This is a genomic window from Desulfonatronum lacustre DSM 10312, from assembly GCF_000519265.1.
Lineage (GTDB): Bacteria > Desulfobacterota > Desulfovibrionia > Desulfovibrionales > Desulfonatronaceae > Desulfonatronum > Desulfonatronum lacustre.
On sequence record NZ_KI912608.1, the window covers coordinates 2,788,838 to 2,806,621 of the forward strand.

Annotated in this window: 16 protein-coding genes; 8 read left to right on the forward strand and 8 right to left on the reverse strand. The window is 64.2% G+C overall.

Annotated elements, in window-relative coordinates:
• Position 1: 1 nt before the first annotated feature.
• Both DESLA_RS0113185 and DESLA_RS0113190 read left to right on the forward strand, forming a co-directional pair.
• Positions 2-484: a YbaK/EbsC family protein gene (locus DESLA_RS0113185; RefSeq protein ID WP_028572821.1), complete on the forward strand. Its 483-nt coding sequence runs from the start codon at positions 2-4 to the stop codon at positions 482-484.
• Positions 485-686: 202 nt separating this feature from the next.
• On the forward strand, positions 687-1,310 hold the full coding sequence (locus DESLA_RS0113190; protein ID WP_028572822.1) for an NAD(P)H-dependent oxidoreductase: 624 nt from the start codon (positions 687-689) through the stop codon (positions 1,308-1,310).
• Between the two features lie 42 nt (positions 1,311-1,352).
• On the opposite strand, the gene DESLA_RS0113195 is transcribed toward DESLA_RS0113190, so the two are convergent.
• Positions 1,353-3,992 (reverse strand): ABC transporter permease, encoded by a 2,640-nt coding sequence (locus DESLA_RS0113195; protein WP_051434673.1) that lies wholly within the window; start codon positions 3,990-3,992, stop codon positions 1,353-1,355.
• Positions 3,989-4,708 (reverse strand): ABC transporter ATP-binding protein, encoded by a 720-nt coding sequence (locus tag DESLA_RS0113200; RefSeq protein ID WP_051434674.1) that lies wholly within the window; start codon positions 4,706-4,708, stop codon positions 3,989-3,991. The genes DESLA_RS0113195 and DESLA_RS0113200 overlap by 4 nt, the downstream gene beginning before the upstream one ends.
• On the opposite strand from DESLA_RS0113200, the gene DESLA_RS0113205 reads away from it, so the two are divergent.
• From DESLA_RS0113205 to DESLA_RS0113215, 3 genes are all read left to right on the forward strand, one after another.
• Positions 4,682-5,380, forward strand: coding sequence for an arylesterase (locus DESLA_RS0113205; protein ID WP_028572825.1), 699 nt, complete (start codon positions 4,682-4,684; stop codon positions 5,378-5,380). The genes DESLA_RS0113200 and DESLA_RS0113205 overlap by 27 nt on opposite strands.
• Before the next feature lie 165 nt (positions 5,381-5,545).
• Entirely contained in the window at positions 5,546-5,749 is a 204-nt protein-coding gene (locus DESLA_RS0113210; RefSeq protein WP_028572826.1) for a hypothetical protein, read from the forward strand.
• Positions 5,731-6,069, forward strand: coding sequence for a type II toxin-antitoxin system PemK/MazF family toxin (locus DESLA_RS0113215; protein ID WP_035261820.1), 339 nt, complete (start codon positions 5,731-5,733; stop codon positions 6,067-6,069). Before DESLA_RS0113210 ends, DESLA_RS0113215 begins: the two co-directional genes overlap by 19 nt.
• 29 nt (positions 6,070-6,098) lie before the next feature.
• Here DESLA_RS0113215 and DESLA_RS22490 read toward each other — a convergent pair whose 3' ends face one another.
• The gene (locus DESLA_RS22490; protein ID WP_245590063.1) at positions 6,099-6,329 is read right to left on the reverse strand and encodes a hypothetical protein; all 231 of its coding nucleotides are present in this window, start codon (positions 6,327-6,329) and stop codon (positions 6,099-6,101) included.
• Between DESLA_RS22490 and DESLA_RS0113225 the strand changes: the two genes are divergently transcribed.
• Together DESLA_RS0113225 and DESLA_RS0113230 are read left to right on the forward strand one after the other, a co-directional pair.
• Positions 6,321-6,548 (forward strand): hypothetical protein, encoded by a 228-nt coding sequence (locus DESLA_RS0113225; RefSeq protein ID WP_084032064.1) that lies wholly within the window; start codon positions 6,321-6,323, stop codon positions 6,546-6,548. The genes DESLA_RS22490 and DESLA_RS0113225 overlap by 9 nt on opposite strands.
• On the forward strand, positions 6,545-6,952 hold the full coding sequence (locus DESLA_RS0113230; protein WP_169732631.1) for a type II toxin-antitoxin system VapC family toxin: 408 nt from the start codon (positions 6,545-6,547) through the stop codon (positions 6,950-6,952). Before DESLA_RS0113225 ends, DESLA_RS0113230 begins: the two co-directional genes overlap by 4 nt.
• Positions 6,953-7,089: 137 nt before the next feature.
• Here DESLA_RS0113230 and DESLA_RS0113235 read toward each other — a convergent pair whose 3' ends face one another.
• Genes DESLA_RS0113235 through DESLA_RS0113245 form a run of 3 tightly spaced genes read right to left on the reverse strand, consistent with a single transcriptional unit; the run spans position 7,090 to position 10,711 of the window.
• Entirely contained in the window at positions 7,090-7,920 is an 831-nt protein-coding gene (locus DESLA_RS0113235; protein WP_028572830.1) for an FAD binding domain-containing protein, read from the reverse strand.
• Positions 7,917-8,402, reverse strand: coding sequence for a (2Fe-2S)-binding protein (locus DESLA_RS0113240; protein ID WP_028572831.1), 486 nt, complete (start codon positions 8,400-8,402; stop codon positions 7,917-7,919). Before DESLA_RS0113240 ends, DESLA_RS0113235 begins: the two co-directional genes overlap by 4 nt.
• Positions 8,399-10,711, reverse strand: a complete 2,313-nt coding sequence (locus tag DESLA_RS0113245) for a xanthine dehydrogenase family protein molybdopterin-binding subunit (RefSeq protein ID WP_035261823.1) — start codon at positions 10,709-10,711, stop codon at positions 8,399-8,401. Before DESLA_RS0113245 ends, DESLA_RS0113240 begins: the two co-directional genes overlap by 4 nt.
• A 386-nt stretch (positions 10,712-11,097) precedes the next feature.
• Between DESLA_RS0113245 and DESLA_RS20455 the strand changes: the two genes are divergently transcribed.
• Positions 11,098-12,321, forward strand: coding sequence for an MFS transporter (locus tag DESLA_RS20455; RefSeq protein ID WP_051434676.1), 1,224 nt, complete (start codon positions 11,098-11,100; stop codon positions 12,319-12,321).
• A 282-nt stretch (positions 12,322-12,603) separates the two neighbouring features.
• On the opposite strand, the gene DESLA_RS20460 is transcribed toward DESLA_RS20455, so the two are convergent.
• Together DESLA_RS20460 and DESLA_RS22495 are read right to left on the reverse strand one after the other, a co-directional pair.
• Positions 12,604-13,677: a hypothetical protein gene (locus tag DESLA_RS20460; protein WP_051434677.1), complete on the reverse strand. Its 1,074-nt coding sequence runs from the start codon at positions 13,675-13,677 to the stop codon at positions 12,604-12,606.
• 17 nt (positions 13,678-13,694) lie between these two features.
• Complete coding sequence (locus DESLA_RS22495) at positions 13,695-17,747, reverse strand: aromatic amino acid lyase (protein WP_084032065.1); 4,053 nt, start codon at positions 17,745-17,747, stop codon at positions 13,695-13,697.
• Positions 17,748-17,784 lie beyond the last annotated feature (37 nt).

Sequence of the window (17,784 nt, forward strand, 5' to 3'; positions counted from 1 at the left end):
CGTGAAGCCTCTGACTCCCAAAGATGTCCAGGCGGCGCTGGACGCCCTCGGATTGAACATCCGCGTACAACGCTTCAACGCCTCCACCGCCACGTCGCAGCAAGCCGCTGACGCCGTCGGCACTGAGCTTGGCAGTATCGTCAAGAGCCTCTGCTTCTTCATCGGCGAGGAGCCGGTCATCGTGCTCGGTTCCGGGGACCAGCGCATGGACGAGCGCAAGATTGCCGCGCTTCGAGGCGTGAGCCGCAAGAGGGTCAGAATGGCCACTGCGGCGCAGTCGGTGGAAGTGAGCGGCTACGCGCCCGGCGGTGTGCCGCCGTTGGGCCATCGGAACCGGCTGCCGATTTACATTGACGACATGCTGACGCGCTACGAAACCGTGTACGCGGCCGCGGGCGCGCCTGACGCCATCTTCCCGATCACGTTCAAGACGCTGGTGGAGGCGACCGGCGGCGCGGTGGCGGACATTGCGAAGAAAGACTGAGGCACGTCGTCCGTTCAACACCCAACGTCATCTTGCCCATCAGATCGACGACATTAAAAAACCGTCAAGGTCATTTGAATGGGGACGCGCTACGAGTAGGAGTGCCCCATAGCTGCGTGTCGATAAATCCGAATCCGCCGGCTCGCTTCCGTGTTCGCGGTTGATACGCTGGCCGCTGAGAATGGGAGGAACACAGACAATCATGAACATTTCGATCATTCTTGCTCATCCTGACAAGGCAAGCTTCAACCATGCAATCGCGGCGACCGTTGTCAAGCAGATCGAAAGCAATGGACACGCCGTGTCTTTTCACGACCTCTATGCGGAGAATTTTGATCCTTTGCTTGTTTGCGGGGAGATTCCGAAGCATGCCGTATTGCCGGAGTCGGTCAAAAGCCATTGCGAGGAAATCCGACAAGCCGACGGCATTGTTGTCATCCATCCCAACTGGTGGGGGCAGCCCCCGGCAGTCCTGAAGGGCTGGATCGACCGGGTGATCCGGCCGGGGATTGCTTACGAGTTCCTGGAAGGGGATTCCGGCGAAGGCGTTCCCAGGGGCCTGTTGAAAGCTCAAGTCGCCGTCGTCTTCAACACGTCAAACACCACGCCGGAGAGGGAAAGACAGGTCTTTGGCGACCCCCTTGAGACCATCTGGCGAAACTGCGTCTTCGGCCTGTGCGGGGTCGGCGAATTTCACCGCCGTACGTTCGGCATGGTCGTGACCAGCACGGAGAGCGAGCGGAAAGCATGGCTTGAAGAGGCAAGATCATTGCTCGACGGGATATTTCCGAAAACAGCAAGTTCAGATTTGCCTGCTCGGCAATAGTTCCATCTTTCCGCCGTGCCGGAACCACGGTCAATCCATCGTTCATTCATTCCGCAGCAAGACCCAGGGCCGGGCGGACAGGACCGAGCGCATTCCGGCCAGGCCGCAGCCCAGAACCACCAATAATCCCAGGGCCAGCACCGTCAGCAGGGTGCCGGGGAGAAACGTCCAGGGGTCGTCCAGGACGCGGCGCACGAACCACCAGGCAAGGCCCGTGCCCAGTCCGGCGGCCAGGGAGGCGGCCACGCCGCCCAGGAGCAGGAACTCCAGCCCCAGGGTGGTGACCACGTCCCGGCGGGTGGCCCCGCAGACCTTGAAGATCGCGGCTTCGTAGCGCCGCCGATCCAGCCCGGCCCGGACCACTCCGGCCAGCACCACGACCCCGGCCAGCAGGGTCATGGCCGCGATGGCCCGCACGCCCAGGCCGACCTGGTCCGTGACCCTGGCCACGTCTTCCAGGACGTCCCGGACATCCACGGCCACCACTCGGCTGAAATCCTCGGACAGGGCGGTCAGCAGGGCCGCCCGCCGCTCCTCCGGCGTTTCCGGCGCCAGGGAGACGGTGGCGATATGCGTGTACGGCGCGCCGTCCAGGATGCCGGGGGAAAAGATGATCGAGTGATTCAGGGCCAAGGATTCCCAGTCCACCTCCCGCAAACAGGTAATCTCGGCCTGGATTTCCCGGCCCAGAATGTTCATCATCAGGGTGTCGCCCAGTCCGGCGCTCAGGCCGCGGGCAATGCCCTCGTCCATGCAGACCCGAGCCGGGCCGCGATAGTCCTCCGGCCACCAGGCCCCGCCTACGATCCGGACGTCTTCCATGGGCCGGGCGGCAAAGCTCACCCCGCGTTCGCCGCGAATGGCCCATTCCACGGCAGGGTCCCGCAGGGCCTCTTCCGGGGTCAGGCCGCCGATGGCCGTGATTCGACCGCGAATGGATGGTTGATCCTTCCATTCCAGCAGCTCCGGCCAGGACCGCGCCGTCTCACGCAACGCCTCGACCCGATTCCGGGGAATGTCCACGAAAAAGAAGTCCGGCGCGTTCCGGGGCAGTTGACGGAGGAGCCGATCCTGAAAAGAGCCGTCCACCAGGGCCACGGTCACCAGCATGGTCAGCCCCAGGCCCAGGGAAAAGATCACGCTGGCGGTCATGGCTCCGGGTCGGTGCAGGTTGGCCACGGCCTGGCGCACCAGAGGGCCCGCCCAACGGGGACTGTGCCTGGCCCAATGACCACTGATCTTGGCAGCTCCCCATCCGGCGAGCCGGGCAGCCCCGTAAAACAGCACCACGCTGACCAGGGCGGCGCTGAAAAAAGCGAGCACGGTCCGGCCGTCGTCCACGGCCGCGGCCATCAACCCGGCCAAAACCAGCCATGTCACGCCGATCATGGCCCGTTCCCGGAAGCGCAAGGGCCGCGGAACGGGTTGGACATATCCACGGAACAGCTCCGCCGGGCGAAACCGCAGGGCGAGATACAGAGGCCGGAGCACGAAGGCCAGGGTGGTACACAGCCCCAGGATCAGGGCCGTGGCCAGCACTTTAGGGTACAGGCCCAAAACCGCTTGCAGGCCAAGACCCCGGGCCAGGGCCGCAGCCCCGAGGTTGGCCAGCCCGACGCCCAGGACCAGCCCCGCGAGGCCGCCGAGCAGGGCCATCACCAGGACCTGGGTCAGGCAGAAGATGAAGAGGGTCCGGGAGGTGGCTCCCAGGCAACGCATGGTTGCCAGGGTCGTTCGACGGCCCTCGAAATAGGCCTGAACGCTTCCAGCCACCCCCAACCCGCCGATGAGCAGGGCGGCCAGGCCCACGAGATTGAGGTATTTGGACAGATTTTCAATGGCCCGGGTCAGCCCTCTGGCCGCGGAGCCGTGCTCCCGGATCTGCCAGGAGGCTTCGGGAAAAGCGGTCTCCAGCTCGCCGCGCACGGTCCGCGCGGCTGCGGTCCGGTCGCCTTCAGGCGGCAAGGCCAGGCGCACCGCGTACCGGATCAGGCTGCCGGGCTGGACCAGTCCGGTGGCCTCCAGGTCGTCCAGGGAAATCATCAACCGGGGCCCCAGGCCGAAGAATCCCGCGGCCTTGTCCGGTTCCCGCTCCAGCACGTCCACCACCCGGAAGGCCGCATCCCCAACGACTATCAGGTCTCCCACCCCGGCCCCGATCCGCGCCAGCAGCCCGGCTTCGGCCACGGCCATGGGCTCGGCTTCCGGTTCGTGTTCCCTTGTGGCCAACACGGCCTGGAGGTCTGCCCCGGAACGGAGCCGGGCTTGGCCGTACAATGGATAGCCCTCATCCACGGCCTTGAGTTCGGTCAGGGTCGAGGCCCCGCCCGGTCCACGAGCCATGGCCCGGAGGGAGGCGACCCGGGACGTTGCCCCGAATGCCCGGAACGCTTCCACGGCAATGTCCGGAATGGGCGCATGGGCCTGGCGCAGTTCCAGGTCCCCGCCGAGAATGGCCCGGGTATTGTTCCGGATCCCGGCGTCCAGGGCCGCGGACAAGGTCCCGATCCCGGCCACGGCCCCTACGCCGAGGACCAGACAGAGCAGAAAGATCCCGAACCCCTTGGGCCGGTTGCGGATCTCCCGTAAGGCCAGGCCCAAGGTGGTGCTCAGCGGAGTCTCCGTTTCCACGGGATTCTCTTCATCCGCCTTGCCAAGGATGTTTCGAGCAATGTCGGTCATGGTCCGCCGTCCGCGCCGGGCTCCAGGCGACCGTCCCGCATCACCAGACGCCGTTTGCATTGCCCGGCCAGCGCGGCGTCGTGGGTCACCAGCACCAGGGCCGCGCCGTGCTCGTGTTGCAAGGCGAACATCCGGCGCATCACCTCGGACCCGGTGGCCGCGTCCAGGTTTCCGGTGGGCTCGTCGGCCAGCACGATCCGGGGAGCGTCGGCAAAGGCCCGGGCCAGGGCCACCCGCTGCTGTTCCCCGCCGGACAGTTGGGCCGGATAATGCCGCAACCGTTCACCCAGGCCGACCCGCTCCAGGGACTCCCCGGCCTTGCGCCGCGCATCCGACGTTCCGGCCAGCTCCAGGGGCAGCCGGACGTTTTCCAGCGCGGTCATGGTGGGCACGAGATGAAACCCCTGAAACACGATGCCGATCCGCCCGCGACGCAACCGGGCTAGGGCGTCCTCATCCATGCGGGTCACGTCCCGGCCCAGAATGTGGATTTCACCGGAGCTGGCCGCTTCCAGACCGGCCATGACCATCAGCAGCGAGGTCTTGCCGGAACCGGACGGGCCGGTCACGGCCACGGTTTCACCGGAGGCCACGCGAAGGTTCACGCCGCGCAGAATCTTGACCGTGCTCCCGCCCGCGTCTAGGTTCAGCCGCACGTCGCGCAACCCGATCACCGGATGATCCTCAACATGACTTCCCTCGTTTTCCGTCCGCATCACATTCTCGCCTTCCTGGTGGTGTTCATGACCTTCGCAACATCGCATACGCTTTCCGCTCCATCCACCGGCCACGCCGCTCCCGGCAACGAGGCCGTGCTCCTGGCCTTCGGCGACAGTCTTACCGCCGGATTCGGGCTGGCCGAGCAGGACGCCTTCCCCGCCGTGCTCGAAGCCCGCCTGCGCGGGCAAGGCTATCCCGTCCGGGTGGTCAACGCCGGGGCTTCCGGGGATACCACGGCCGACGGCTTGGATCGGCTGGAATGGGTGCTGGCCGGGTTATCGGCGGATCGCCAAATTTTGGCAATTCTTGAATTAGGCGCCAACGACGCCCTGCGCGGCGTAAACCCGGACATCACCCGCCGCAATCTTTCCTCCATCCTGAAAATTTTCCAGGAACGCGGCATCCCGGTCTTCCTGGCCGGCATGCTCTCGCCCCTGAACCTGGGCCGGGACTTCACCGCGCGGTTCAATGCCATCTTTCCAGACCTGGCCGAAACATTCGACCTGCCCCTCTACCCCTTCTTCCTGGAAGGCGTCGTCGGCAACCCGGCCCTGAACCTCGACGACGGCATCCATCCCAACGAGCAGGGCATCATCGTCATCGCGGAGAACATCCTGCCCCTGATCGCCGACTTCCTGCGGACCCACGATGTTGAGCCCGTTCCATAGCACAACTTGCCGGAAAAGGGCCGGATTGTCCTTGGCTTGTCGCCATCCGGGTTATGTTTTACTGTCACGGTGAGGCAATATCTTCGGCTTATTACTCCCAGTGGGTCCGGAAGAAAAATCCATACTTCGGAACTGAAAGTCTCTTCTTTTTGAGGAGGTTGCACCATGCTCAAATCAATAGAAGCCACTATCGATGTAAACGGGGAAGTACGCTTGCGGGAGCCCGTTCGAGTCGGGCATCCTTGCCGTGCCATCGTTACGATACTTGACGATCCGGCTATTCCCGAAACAGCCTTGTTGAGTGAAGAAAATCTGGCACGGGACTGGCAAAAACCGGAGGAGGATGCGGCATGGTCGCACCTTCAGTAGGAGATGTCGTCCTTGTCAAATTCCCCTTCTCCGATTTGTCCGCCAGCAAGTTGCGCCCCGCGGTCATCCTTGCCGCGGTTGACAAGAACGACTGGATTCTCTGCCAGGTCACCAGTAATCCCTATTCTGACGGAAGAGCCGTTGAGATCGCCGAGTCGGATTTCGATTCCGGCAGCTTGTCGCGAACAAGCTTCGCCCGACCCGGCAAGCTGTTCTCTGCCAACACGTCCATTATGCAACGTGTCATTGGCAGTCTGGCATCCTGGAAGCGGAAGGTCATCGTGGATGCAGTGGTGGCCATTCTTTGTCCGAAAAAGTAGAGCGTCCGTCTGAAGGACAACCCCCCGCGTCAGCCCAGGCGCAGCAGGAAATTTCCGGCGACTTGGCGGCGGTAGTCGGCCGAGGCGCGGATGTCGTCGATGGAGCTGACCGCTACGCGGATCAGGCGGGCTGCCTGGGTGAGGGCGCTTGGGCTTTCATTGACCTGGTGGAGTCGGACACATAGTTTGTAGTCAGTTTGATTACAAAGGGGGCGATCATGCAGATGACAATCCGCATACCTGAAGAATACATGACTCAAGTCCACGATATTTCGTTACGAACCGGTCTGAAGAAGTCAGACATCGCCAGATTGGCCATCAAGGACTTTCTCGAACGTTTCGACGTCGTCCCTGGACAGGAGGATAAACCCATCAACAAGGCGTCGGACCTGATCGGCGTTGTCAACAGCGGAATTCCTGATCTGGGCCGTAACCACCGTCGCTACATTCTCAAGGGAATCAAGGGCCACGAATCGTGAATGCATTGTTGGATACCGGACCCTGGGTTGCGCTGATCGACGCAAGTGAAACCTCTCATGGGGCGTGCGTTGAGTGGTTTGGTTCGTTTTCCGGCAAGCTTTACTCGACGGAGCCCGTGCTGACGGAAGTCCTGTATCTTCTGAACTTTTCCCTGAAAGCTCAGCAAGCTGCCCTGGATTATGTCCTTCGAGGCATTGTCACGCTCGTTCCAACTGATATTCAGTCACTGGAATCCGCCAAGACGCTCATGGGCAAATATGCCGACCTGCCCATGGATTTCGCTGATGCCAGCCTCGTTGTTCTGGCCTCGGAATCTCGGATATTGAATGTCGTGACCCTGGATGAGCGGGATTTCAAAGTGTATCGGACTCAGGACAAAAAGGCTTTTGCCATTTTTCCATGAGCATCATGATCAAGTTGCTCCCTGGGAATTGGATTTGCGGGGATGCTCGTCATTACCTGAACCATTGTCGAAATGCTGCGCGGCCGCGCCGTGAGTGAGGAAACATGAAGCGCCCGTCTGAAGGACAACCGCCCGCGTCAGCCCAGGCGCAATAGGAGGTTTCCGGCCACCTGGCGGCGGTAGTCGGCCGTGGCGCGGATGTCGTCGATGGGGCTGACCGCTTCGCGGATCAGGCGGGCGGCCTGGGTGAGGGCGCTTGGGCTGAGCTTGCGACCGACCAGGGCCTTTTCCGCCTCGATTGGACGAACCACCGTGGGGCCGACGCTGCCCAGGGCCAGCCGCGCTTCTTGGACGATTCCCCGCGGCCCGGTGCGGACCAGCGCGGCCAGGCTGACCACGGCAATGGCCAGGGCGTTGCGCCGGCCGACTTTCTCGAAGTGCTGGACCTGAAAACCCTCAGCCAAGGGGATTCGGACCTCGGCCAGAATTTCGCCGGGCCGCAGCGCTATCCGCCCTGGGCCGAGGATGAATTCAGCCAGGGACAGCCGACGTTCAGCGTCTTTGGAGTGCAGCGTGATCTCGGCTTCCAGGGCGTACAATGGGGGCAGGCCGTCCCCGGCCGGCGAGGCGGTGCAGATGTTGCCGCCAAGGGTGGCCATGTTCCGGATCTGCGGCCCGCCCAGATGGGCCAGGGCCCGGACCAGGATCGGCGCGTGTTCGCGGACCAGGGGCGAGTCCAGGCAGGCCCGGTGCGTGACGCAGGCCCCGATGCACAGCATGCCGCGCTCCACGCGGATGGTTTGCAGTTCGGGCAAGCGCTCCAGACAGATCGCGGTGTCGAATCGCTCCAGGCCCTTCCTGAGGCGGACCAGCAGATCGGTCCCCCCGGCCATCAGCGCCGCGCCGGGATTGTCCGCCAGCATGGCCCACAACTCGTTCATTTCGCGGGGCAACAGAACAGCTTTCATGCCTTTTCCTCCGGTTCGACCCGGTCTTGGTCACGGGCCACGGACTCCACCGCGTCCACGATTTTTTGGTACCCGGTGCAGCGGCAGAGGTTGCCGGAAAGGGCTTCGCGAATGGCCTGGCGGTCCGGACAGGGCTTTCGGGCCAGCAGATCCGCGGCCGTTACGACCATCCCGGGCGTGCAGTAACCGCATTGCACGGCCCCGTGTTCGGCAAAGGCACGCTGGACCGGATGTGGGTCCGTGCCCGACCCCAGCCCCTCCACTGTGACGATGGATCGTCCCTCCAACTGGACCGCGAACATCAGACAGGACAGCTTGGGCACGCCGTCAACCAGCATTGTACACGTCCCGCATTCCCCACTGCCGCAGCCTTCCTTGGTTCCCAACAGTCCGAGATCTTCGCGCAGCAGATCCACCACCCGCCGGTCGGGTTCGGTTTCCAGTTCCAATGGCCGACCGTTAAGAATGCAGCGCACGATCATTTCTTCCTCCGTTTCATGGCCTTCAGCACGCGTTCCGGGGTCAGCGGGGCCTGGCGCACGTCAGCACCGCACGCCGCGTGCACGGCATTGGCCACCGCGGGCAGGGGGCCGCTCATCCCCACTTCGCCCACGCCCTTCATCCCAAAGGGGCCGCTGGGTTCTTCCACGTCGCAGGCCGGCGAAACCATGTCCGGCACGTCCAGGGCAGTGGGAATAATGTATGTCGTCAGGGTGTCCGCCCGCACCCGGCCTTCCTGGATATGCATGTCCTCGCTCAGAGCGTAGCCCAGCCCTTGGGCCACGGCCCCGTGGACCTGCTGCTCAAAGGCCTGGGGATTGAGTACCCGCCCGGCCTCGGTCACGGCCAGATACCGGCAGACCTCCACCGCGCCGGTCAGCTCGTCCACTTCCACGAACGCCGCGTGAGCCGCATGAGCGAACAGCAGGTGCGGGAAACCGATCCGGAATTCCCGTCCGCCGCTGACGGCATCCGGGGCCACGGGCATGAACGCCTCGGCCACGGCCTGGCGGTCGGCCTGGGAAAAGAAGGCCCCCAGCCTGGTCAGGGGCAGGTCCCGGCCCGTGGGCAGATGGCGGATCAGCCCGGGCAGCAGGGCCAGGTCCCTGGGTTCCTCCAGAAAAAAGAACATCGCGGCCCGGGCCAGGAGCTTGGCCTTCAGGTCCTCACAGGCCGGAATCAGAGCCTTGCCAAAGGTGTATGTGGTCCGTCCGGCGGAAGAGGATCCCGACGGGTGGCAACGGCTGGTATCGGGTTGCACCATCTCCAACCGGGAAGCGTCCTGGCCGAGGATTTGTCCGGCGATCTGGGCATAGGCCGTGGCATTGCCCTGGCCCATGTCCGCTACCCCGCTGAAGATGCGGAACATGCCCTCCGGCGTCAGCTCGACCTTGGCTATGGCCGAGTCCGGCAGACCCCGGCCGTAGCCCATGGCATTGTGCACCGCGGCCAGGCCCACGCCCCGGCGCTTGAAACGCGGGGCCTGGGCCACCCAGGTTTCACGTTCGCGCCACAGGGAATGCTCGGCAACCTTGTCCAGGCAGTCCCTGATGCCGGTCGACCCGGTCACGGTCACGCCGCAGGCGTTGCGATCCCCCCGGTTCAGGGCGTTTTTGCGCCGCAAATCCAGGGGATCCATACCCAGTCGGTTCGCCAGGCGATCCATGATCCGTTCCATGCCGAAGCTGACCTGGGCCACGCCAAAACCGCGCATGGCTCCGGCCACCGGATTATTCGTGTATGCAGCCCGACCTTCGATCTGGACGTTGGGCACGCGGTACGGCCCGGCGGCATGTTCCAAACCCAGGGCCAGCACCTCCCCGCCCAGATGGGCGTAGGCCCCGGTATCCAGCAGCAGGCGGCAGTGCAGGGCCAGCAGGGTTCCGTCCTTGTCCGCACCCAGTTCATAGTTCATCCGGGCCGCATGGCGGGTGTATCCGGCCAGAAAGCTTTCCTCCCGGTCCCAGCACATCTTCACGGGGCGACCTTTGGCGTGCATTGCGGCCAGGACCAGCAGACACTGCACCGTGGCCCCGTCCTTGCCGCCGAAACCACCGCCGAGATAGGGCGCGACGACCCGGATCCGGGTGGGATCCAGGCCCAGGGCGTGGCCGATCTCGAAGCGATCCCGAAACGGGGCCTGGGTGGAGACGACCAGGTGCAATATGCCTTCCTCGTCCTGCCAGGCCACTCCGTTTTCCGGTTCCAGATAGGCGTGGCGCTGGGCCGGAACCGCATACCCGCCGCGCACCCGTACCGGACAGTCGGCCAGGGCCGCCTTGCCCCGGCCCGTGATGATGGACGAGCCGACCAGCAGATTGCCCTCGTCCCGCCCGTCATGCACCAATGGCGCGCCTTTTCGCAGGGCCGATTCCGGGTCGAACACCGCGGGCAAGGGCTCCAGGTCGACGCGGATCGCAGCCAGGGCCTCGGCCAGCGCGCTCTTGGTCTCCGCCAGGACCAGGGCCACGGGATCCCCGCAATGGCGGACCTTGGTTCCGGCCAGCACGGGCTGGTCCTTGTGCAGGATGCCCTGGCGGTTGGTTCCGGGCACGTCTTGGCGGGTCAGGATACGGATGATTCCGGGCAAGGACTCGGCCCGGGAGATGTCAACGCTTCGTATCCGGGCATGGGGAACCCCGGCGCGGCGAGCCCCTGCCCAGAGCAGGTTCGGCGGATACTCATCCACGGCGTAGCGTTCCGTCCCGCAAGCCTTGGCCAGGCCGTCGATGCGCGGCACGGAACGTCCGATTTCCAGCTGGGGAGCGGGCGCAAGGTGATTGAAGCTCATGAATGGGATTCCTGGTTGACGTTCAAACAGGCAAGGCATACCAAACGCAAACACGTCGTTGTCCATGATGCCTGCATGCAGCTTTGGCTACTGATTCCGTGATCTGTCAAGTGCCGGACCGGGAAGAATTTTCGGGATGATGCCCATGCATCCATTCGCGACGTGGGTTAACAGTCCGTTGAAAAATCCCCAAGTGCTGCGGCTGCAAAAAGATCAAATTCTCACGTATGACTAAATACGCTTCGATCTTGATCTTTTTTTACTCCTTGCACTTGGGGTTTTTGAACGGACTGTGGAGTAGGACTTTTTCAACTTTCAGGTAACACATAAATGTGCTGTAGGCCGGTGGTGCATGCCGGCACGACCTCCAGCATTCAGGCTGCATCATGTCCATGAACACCGCCGCCGAATCGCCGGATTCCCTGTTCAGCTTTGAATTCGTCGCCTTGAGCGCCATAAGCTTTCTGGCGTTCTGCAATCTGTCCCTGTTCTACGGCTTCAACGCCTACCTGGAGGGGCTTGGGGTGGCGGCGGCGTGGCGCGGCGTCCTGATCGGCCTGGAACCAGCCACGGCCTTTGTCCTGCGACCGATCATCAGCCCATGGCTCACGCCCCGCAACAGCGTCCAGATCATCGGCGTGGGCCTGGTCCTGATCATGCTTGCTCTGCTCGGGTACTCCCAGGCTGAAAATCTGTGGACCCTGGGCCTGATCCGGATGCTGCACGGCGCCGGCTTCGTGGTGATGATTTCGGCCTGTGTGAGCGTGCTCGTTCTTTTCATTCCTGAAGGTCGCAGCGGACAAGGGTTCGGGGTGTTCTCCATCACCACCCTCCTGCCGTACGCGGTGCTGCCGCCCCTTGTGGAGCCGCTGCTGGTCGCGTTCGGCGACGCCTCACGGGTTTACTCCCTGTTTTCGCCCTTGTTCGTGCCGGCACTGTTTCTGCTGCCGGCCGTAGGTCGCGGGGTCCGCCGCCGCGTGGCCGACCTGCCGGACAAGGCCATGCAACGTCCACGGCTCAAGGACCTTGTCGAGGATCTCCGCACGCCAGGTATTGCCAGGCTGCTGACGGCCAACCTGCTGTTGTTCATCGCCACCACCACGGTCTTCTTCTACATGAAGGATCATCTGTCGGCCCTGGGTGGCGGCAACCCAGGTTTTTTCTTCAGCATCTCCACCGGTGCGACCATTCTGGTGCGCATCGCCTGCGGCAAGCTTCTGGACAGGGTCAACCGGGCGGCCATGCTCGGGCTGTTTCTGCTGGCGCTGGCCGTGTGTTTTCTTCTCTTCAGCCTGGCTGAAACCCCGGACAATATCCTGATCCTGGCCGGACTGTACGGCGTTTGTCTGGGGTTTGTCATGCCCCAGCTCAACGCCGCCATGTTCGTCATCTCGCCGCGACATCTGCGCGGGTTGAACACGAACATGATGCTTTTCACCATGGACGCCGGCTTCTGGATGGGGCCGATGCTGGCGGGAACGCTGCTGGCCATGGGTGTGGCCTATGCGGAATTATTCCTGGCTTTCGCGGTTCTGCCCCTGGCTGGATCCGTGATCGCCTGGAGCATGGTCGGACTGCTGCGGGTCACGCAACACAACGCGGAAAAATGATCCGGGGGAGACGCTTTCCTGGTGCGTGGCCGCGTCAACCTTGGGGGAGAGGGGCTCAGGGCAATTTTGTTCTCACCAAATTTTTCCTGCAAAGACGGCTGGTTTGCCCTGTTTGGAACGGCTCGAAACTCCATCATCGGCCTCGTACCATCAAGCCGTTGCGCTTTAATAACAAGATGTTGTGCTCGCTGCGATGGGCAACGGCTTGATGAACGATTCCTGGTTCAGTCAGACAGTCGATCCGTCCCAAACAGGGCAAACCAGCCTCATAACTTCAGGTAGTTACGTGAGAACAAATTTGCCCTGGAGAGGGGCTGTTTTTTCCTGCTCCGCCCTGATCCGCTCCAGCAGGGCCCGGGCCTTGTCATTATGCAGCCTGATGGCGGCATAGTCCGGCCGCTCCAGGATCTTCTGCATCAGCAGACCGTCGCTGTCGAACCAGCGCGGCAGGTAGCCGCCCAGGAACCATCCCCCGGCGCACAGCCGTTCGACGGCCCCGCCCACCTCCGCCTGCCCCAGGTTCAGGAACGCCTGGAGCGTCACGCACCCTTCCCGCAGGGCCTCGCTTTCCAGCCCTTCCAGAACACGGGGAAAATCCGCGCCCAGTGAGGGGAACTGGAACCGGGCCGTGCCCGTGCCGGGAAAGGCCTGCACTTGGTGAACGGTCTGGCCGCCGGCCGGCAGGGTATTGGACGCCTCGGCAAACGTGCGCTGGAAATCCCGGTCCGCCAGGATGAAATCCAGAATATCCCGGTGCCTCTCAGGCAGGTGGACCCTGTGCGGTCGATCTCGGACGGTCTTGAACTGCAGGATGCAGGACATCCGGCCCGAGGCCCCGTCCCAGCCCTGGCTCGGGGGCAGCAGGCCCAGCTCCAGGGCGTAGTCGGCCATCTTCGCCTGGACGCCGAAGAGCTGGGTCACGATGTGATTGGTCACGGCCTCGGCGTAAATCCCTTCCACGGGCAGGCTTTCCGCCAAGGGTCCGTGGACGTACGTGTTGATCATATCGGCGATGTTTCGCCTCCGGTGGCTTTTCAGCACCAGATACTGCCCCACTTCCAGCAGCCCGGCAAAGGGCGGCGAGCTGCGGTAGAGCGCTCCGTGGGCGACAATCACCCCGTCCGCGGTCTTGCAGACCACGGAGCTGAGCTGTTGCTCCTGGTTCAATTCCAGAATCCGCCGCGGAATATAGTAGTCCTCCACGGGATAGGCGTCGCCGTACACCGCGTGGTAGAGCCGGGCCACGCCGGTTTCGTCCCCCGGGGCGAACAGGCTGAGCGCAACCTCCTGCTCCACGTCCGCCGTCAGCGGGTCGGCCGCGAAGCGTTCGACGAAATACTGCTTGTCTTCGGGCATGATCCATCTCCTTCCGGTCAGTGCAGGGCCGCGACAACGCCGCCCACCGCCTGCACGGTCCGGCCTTCAGCGGCAATGTCCCGGGTCAGTTTTTCCACCAGAACTTCCAGGGACTGCTCGTCGTCGTTCCAGATCAGGGGGCGGGAATCCTGCTGGGTATGGCCCAGGACATCCAGCACCGCCTGGTACAGGCCCGCGCCGGCGGGTGAGAGCAGGGGGCGCGGGTCGTGGCTGCCGGACATCCGGGCCGCGCGCAGGGACACGGCCTGGACCCCGAAGATCAGGGCCATGGCGGTGTAGGATTGCAGGGAGCGGATGGATGTGCGGGCCAGGACCGCGGAGTTGAAGCCCTGGCTGTTGATGTTCTGGTTGAACTGCTCGGCGTGGGTCGGGAAGCGGTCGGCAATGGGCGCGCCGTGGTAGGACAACAGGGGCATGATGGAGTTGGCCGCGATCTGCAGGCCCTTGAGCCCCATGTTCACCTTGCGCTCCGGGTTGCCCACCAGGGAGGCAGGCAGGCCGGCGTTGAATTCCGGAGCCGCGAGCAGGGCGATCTGGGTGTCCATGTGCTTGGCCGCCAGACCCAGGTAGTAGCGCAGATGGTCCATCCACACGGCCACGTACTGGCCGAGGAAGTTCCCGCTGTGCAGGCTCAGGCAGTTGTCGCCGTCAATGAGCGGGTTGTCGTTGGCCGAATTCATCTCGGTTTCCACGGCCGCGGCGGCCAGGCGCAGCCCGTCCAGCACCGGGCCCACGAACTGGGGCAGGCAGCGCAGGGAATAGCGGTCCTGGGCCGGCTGCCCGTCCAGCACCTCGTGGTGGCCGTCCAACTCGTTGCGGCACATGGCTGACCCGTCCAGGAGCCGGAGCATCAGCTCCGCGGCCAGGACCTGGCCGGGATGCGGCTTGAGCTTCTGGATGAAGGGATGAAAGGACTGGTTGGTGCCGCGCAGGGCCTGGATGACCAGGGCGTGAAAGCTCAGGCACAGGGCCGTCAGGCGGCGGGCGTCGTAAAGGCAGTTGGCCGCGATCCCGGTCATCACCGAGGTGCCGTTGACCATGCCCAGGCCCTCCTTGGGCCCCAGGGTGAAGGGCTTCAGGCCAAGGCGCTCCAGGGCCGTCAGACAGCTCACGGTTTCACCGCGCATGTCCACCTGGAAGCAGGGATCAGCCCCGACCAGGGCCCCGGCGATGGTGGCCAGGGGCGCCAGATCCCCGCTGGCCCCGATGGAGCCCATGTCCCGGACCAGGGGCGTCACGCCGTTGTTCAGAAAGAGCACGGACCGGTCAATGAGTTCCCGGCGCACGCCCGAGGCCCCGCGCAAGTGGGAATTGACCCGCAGGAGCATGGCCGCGCGCACGTCCTCCAGGGGGAGATATTCTCCGGCGCAGACGTTCAAAAAGCGCAGCAGGTTGTTTTGCAGGGCGCAGAGGTCGCTTTCGGGGATGGTCACGTCGGCCATGCCGCCGAACCCGGTGTTCACCCCGTAGATGGGTTCGCCGGTGCGCACGGCCCATTCGATGAACGAGGCCGAGGCCTCGACCCGGTCCATCACGGACCGGTCCGTGGTCAGCCGGACCGGCCTGGCGTGCCGGGCCCCGGCCACCACTTCATCCACGGTCAGCCCTTCGCCGGACAGAACCACTTCCTCGATCCGGGCGGCCTGGAGCCATTCCCGGTCCAGGGCCGCGGCCTTGGCCTGGGCGGGCCGCTTCAGCGCGGAGACACAGGCCGGATTGGACTCGATGTCGCGCAGGATCAGATCCAGGATGCGGTGCGCCCGCTGGGAATAGAGCTTGATGGAATCAGGCCCGGGCATGTCCAGGACCTTTTGCATCAGCAGGCCGTCGGTCTCGAACCAGCCCGGCAGCAGCCCGCCCAGGAAATAGCCCTGCTCGCGCAGGGCGGTCACGGCCTGGCCGCACCAGGACTCGCCGAGATTGACGAACACCTGGAGCACCCGGGCCCCGGACTTGCCGGTTCCGGCTCGGGAATCCGCGGCCAGGGCCTGGGACTCGAAACCGGCCAGGCTGCGCTCGAAATCCGGTCCCAGGGTCAGGACATGCATCCGGGCCACCTGGGCAAAGGCGAAGTATTCCGTGGAAACCCGGGTGGCGATGCCCGCCGGGGACTCGTCGTCGCCCGGCAGCACGAGGCGGTCCAGCCGGGCGTCCTGCAGCAGATAATCAACAGCTTCCTGGTAAACGGCCGGGACATGCAGCCGACGCTGTTCATCACGGGTGCGGCCGAACAGCAGGAGCGTGGAAACGCGGTCGTCCGGATGCTCCGTGGTCCCATAGGCGGCCGCGGGCATCAGCCCGATTTCCAGGGCCGTTTCCACCAGCCCGCACATGGCCGCGAACTTCTGGGTGACCACCTGATGGCAGGGGGCCTCGCTGAAAAAGACCTCCACGCCGTGCCGGGGAATGAGCGCGTCGCGGATGAACTCCTGCAGGGCCAGGGGAACCTGGGTGCCGCGGTAGGCCGGATGGATCACGTGGGAGCCGATTTCATAGACGCCGTGATGGGGCGCGGAGCTGCGGAACAGACTGCCGTAGCCGACGATGTCGCCGCCAGGGGTGCGGGCCACGGCGCTGTGGACCAGGCCCAGCCGGTTCTCCTCCAGCAGCCGCTCCGGGATGTAATAGGTCTCAAAGGGAAAGGAGCCGCCGAACACTTCGTAAAAGAGCCCGGCCACGCCCCAGGCGTCGTCCATGTCGTCGCCCATGTCGCCGTCCATGCCGCCGTCCATGCTTCCTTTTGAGCGCAGCCCGTCCACGGTGAATTTCTGGCCGGGTTCGATTGTCCGGGCTTCGGCTTGCAGCCTGGACAGGGCCTGGTCCAGGGTCATGGCCACCTGCCTGGTGTCAACGGTCCAGTCGGCCAGCTTGCCCATTTCGTTCTTGGGCAGTTCCGGGCCAAAGGTGACGGCGCCCGGCTGCTCGACCCGGTACAGCCGACCGGCCAGATGGACGCGCAACGCGTCGCGCATTGCCGGGCCCGGCGTGAACCCGTCCTTGAGCACCACGAAGGCCTTCAGCCGGTCGCCCTCCTCCCGGCGCATCAGCCGCACCGCGCAGTCGGCCACGGCCTCATGGGCCAGCAGCGCCTCCCGGACCCGGGCCGGATAGACGTTGATCCCGGCCACCTGGACCGCGCTGTCCAGGCGCTTCTTGACGAAAAACCGGGTCTCGTCCACCCATTCCAGGGCGTCCTGGAAGGCAAAGGGCTCGGACTGGCCGCCGTCTTCCAGATCGCGCACGAACTGGTCCTCTCCGAAGCGCTTCCAGGTGGCCATCAGGGTCAGCGGATCGTCGGGATTGGAGCGGTGGCCCATGGCCCCGCTTTCCGAGGATCCGTAGATCTCGAACATCACCTGCAGCCCTTGGCGCTTGAGGGTGCGGATGATTTCCGGCGGACACGGTCCGGTGGACGTGACCCCGATCACCCCGGCCGGAAAACGCTCCTTGGTTTCGGAACACAGCCTCCAGATGTGCGGGAACCCGATCAACGCATCGCCCGGGGCCAGATCCTTGATGATTCGCGCGGGCCGCTTGAAGCGCAGGTCGCGGAGTTGCGCCCCCAGAACCTTGGGAATCAGAACCGTGTAGATGAAGCCGTAAATATGGTGCGGCGGGACGAGGCCCAGAATCCGTTTGGTCCCCTGGAGCATTTCGGCCAGATGCAGGGCGTCCTGCTCCAGGAAGTAATAGTCCCGTACAATGGGCTTGGGCTCGCCGGTACTGCCCGAGGTGTAAAAGGTGATCACCTGGGGCCTGGGCCCGACCTGTTCCAGCAGATGCCCGGCCCACTGGCCCAGGGTGGCCAGCCCGCCCAGCCCGGCGTCAACCTCCCCGGTCAGTCCAAAAAATCCGCCCACCCGGGAAGCGATCAAAGCCAGCTGGTCCGGCGATGTGGCCAAAGGGTCCTGGGCCAGGGCGCTGTCCGGAGTGAGCAGCAACTCATCCCCGAACACGTCGGACGTTTTGCGCAGCTTCTTCAGTTCGGCATAGACAACGGCCCGCGTGAGATGAAAATAGTCGTCCAGGTCAAGAGATATCTGCCCCATGGCGAGGGTCCTCCGAGGTGAGTGGATGTGAGGGTGA

Bases quoted from the DNA above. Each gene is read 5' to 3' on its own strand.
- DESLA_RS0113210 (WP_028572826.1), top strand. From the start codon at position 5,546: ATGCTCAAATCAATAGAAGCCACTATCGATGTAAACGGGGAAGTACGC.
- DESLA_RS0113225 (WP_084032064.1), top strand. From the start codon at position 6,321: ATGACTCAAGTCCACGATATTTCGTTACGAACCGGTCTGAAGAAGTCA.
- DESLA_RS0113245 (WP_035261823.1), bottom strand. From the start codon at position 10,711: ATGAGCTTCAATCACCTTGCGCCCGCTCCCCAGCTGGAAATCGGACGT.
- DESLA_RS0113200 (WP_051434674.1), bottom strand. From the start codon at position 4,708: ATGCGGACGGAAAACGAGGGAAGTCATGTTGAGGATCATCCGGTGATC.
- DESLA_RS0113190 (WP_028572822.1), top strand. From the start codon at position 687: ATGAACATTTCGATCATTCTTGCTCATCCTGACAAGGCAAGCTTCAAC.
- DESLA_RS20455 (WP_051434676.1), top strand. From the start codon at position 11,098: ATGTCCATGAACACCGCCGCCGAATCGCCGGATTCCCTGTTCAGCTTT.
- DESLA_RS0113235 (WP_028572830.1), bottom strand. From the start codon at position 7,920: ATGAAAGCTGTTCTGTTGCCCCGCGAAATGAACGAGTTGTGGGCCATG.
- DESLA_RS0113240 (WP_028572831.1), bottom strand. From the start codon at position 8,402: ATGATCGTGCGCTGCATTCTTAACGGTCGGCCATTGGAACTGGAAACC.
- DESLA_RS0113215 (WP_035261820.1), top strand. From the start codon at position 5,731: ATGGTCGCACCTTCAGTAGGAGATGTCGTCCTTGTCAAATTCCCCTTC.
- DESLA_RS0113205 (WP_028572825.1), top strand. From the start codon at position 4,682: ATGACTTCCCTCGTTTTCCGTCCGCATCACATTCTCGCCTTCCTGGTG.
- DESLA_RS0113195 (WP_051434673.1), bottom strand. From the start codon at position 3,992: ATGACCGACATTGCTCGAAACATCCTTGGCAAGGCGGATGAAGAGAAT.
- DESLA_RS22495 (WP_084032065.1), bottom strand. From the start codon at position 17,747: ATGGGGCAGATATCTCTTGACCTGGACGACTATTTTCATCTCACGCGG.
- DESLA_RS20460 (WP_051434677.1), bottom strand. From the start codon at position 13,677: ATGCCCGAAGACAAGCAGTATTTCGTCGAACGCTTCGCGGCCGACCCG.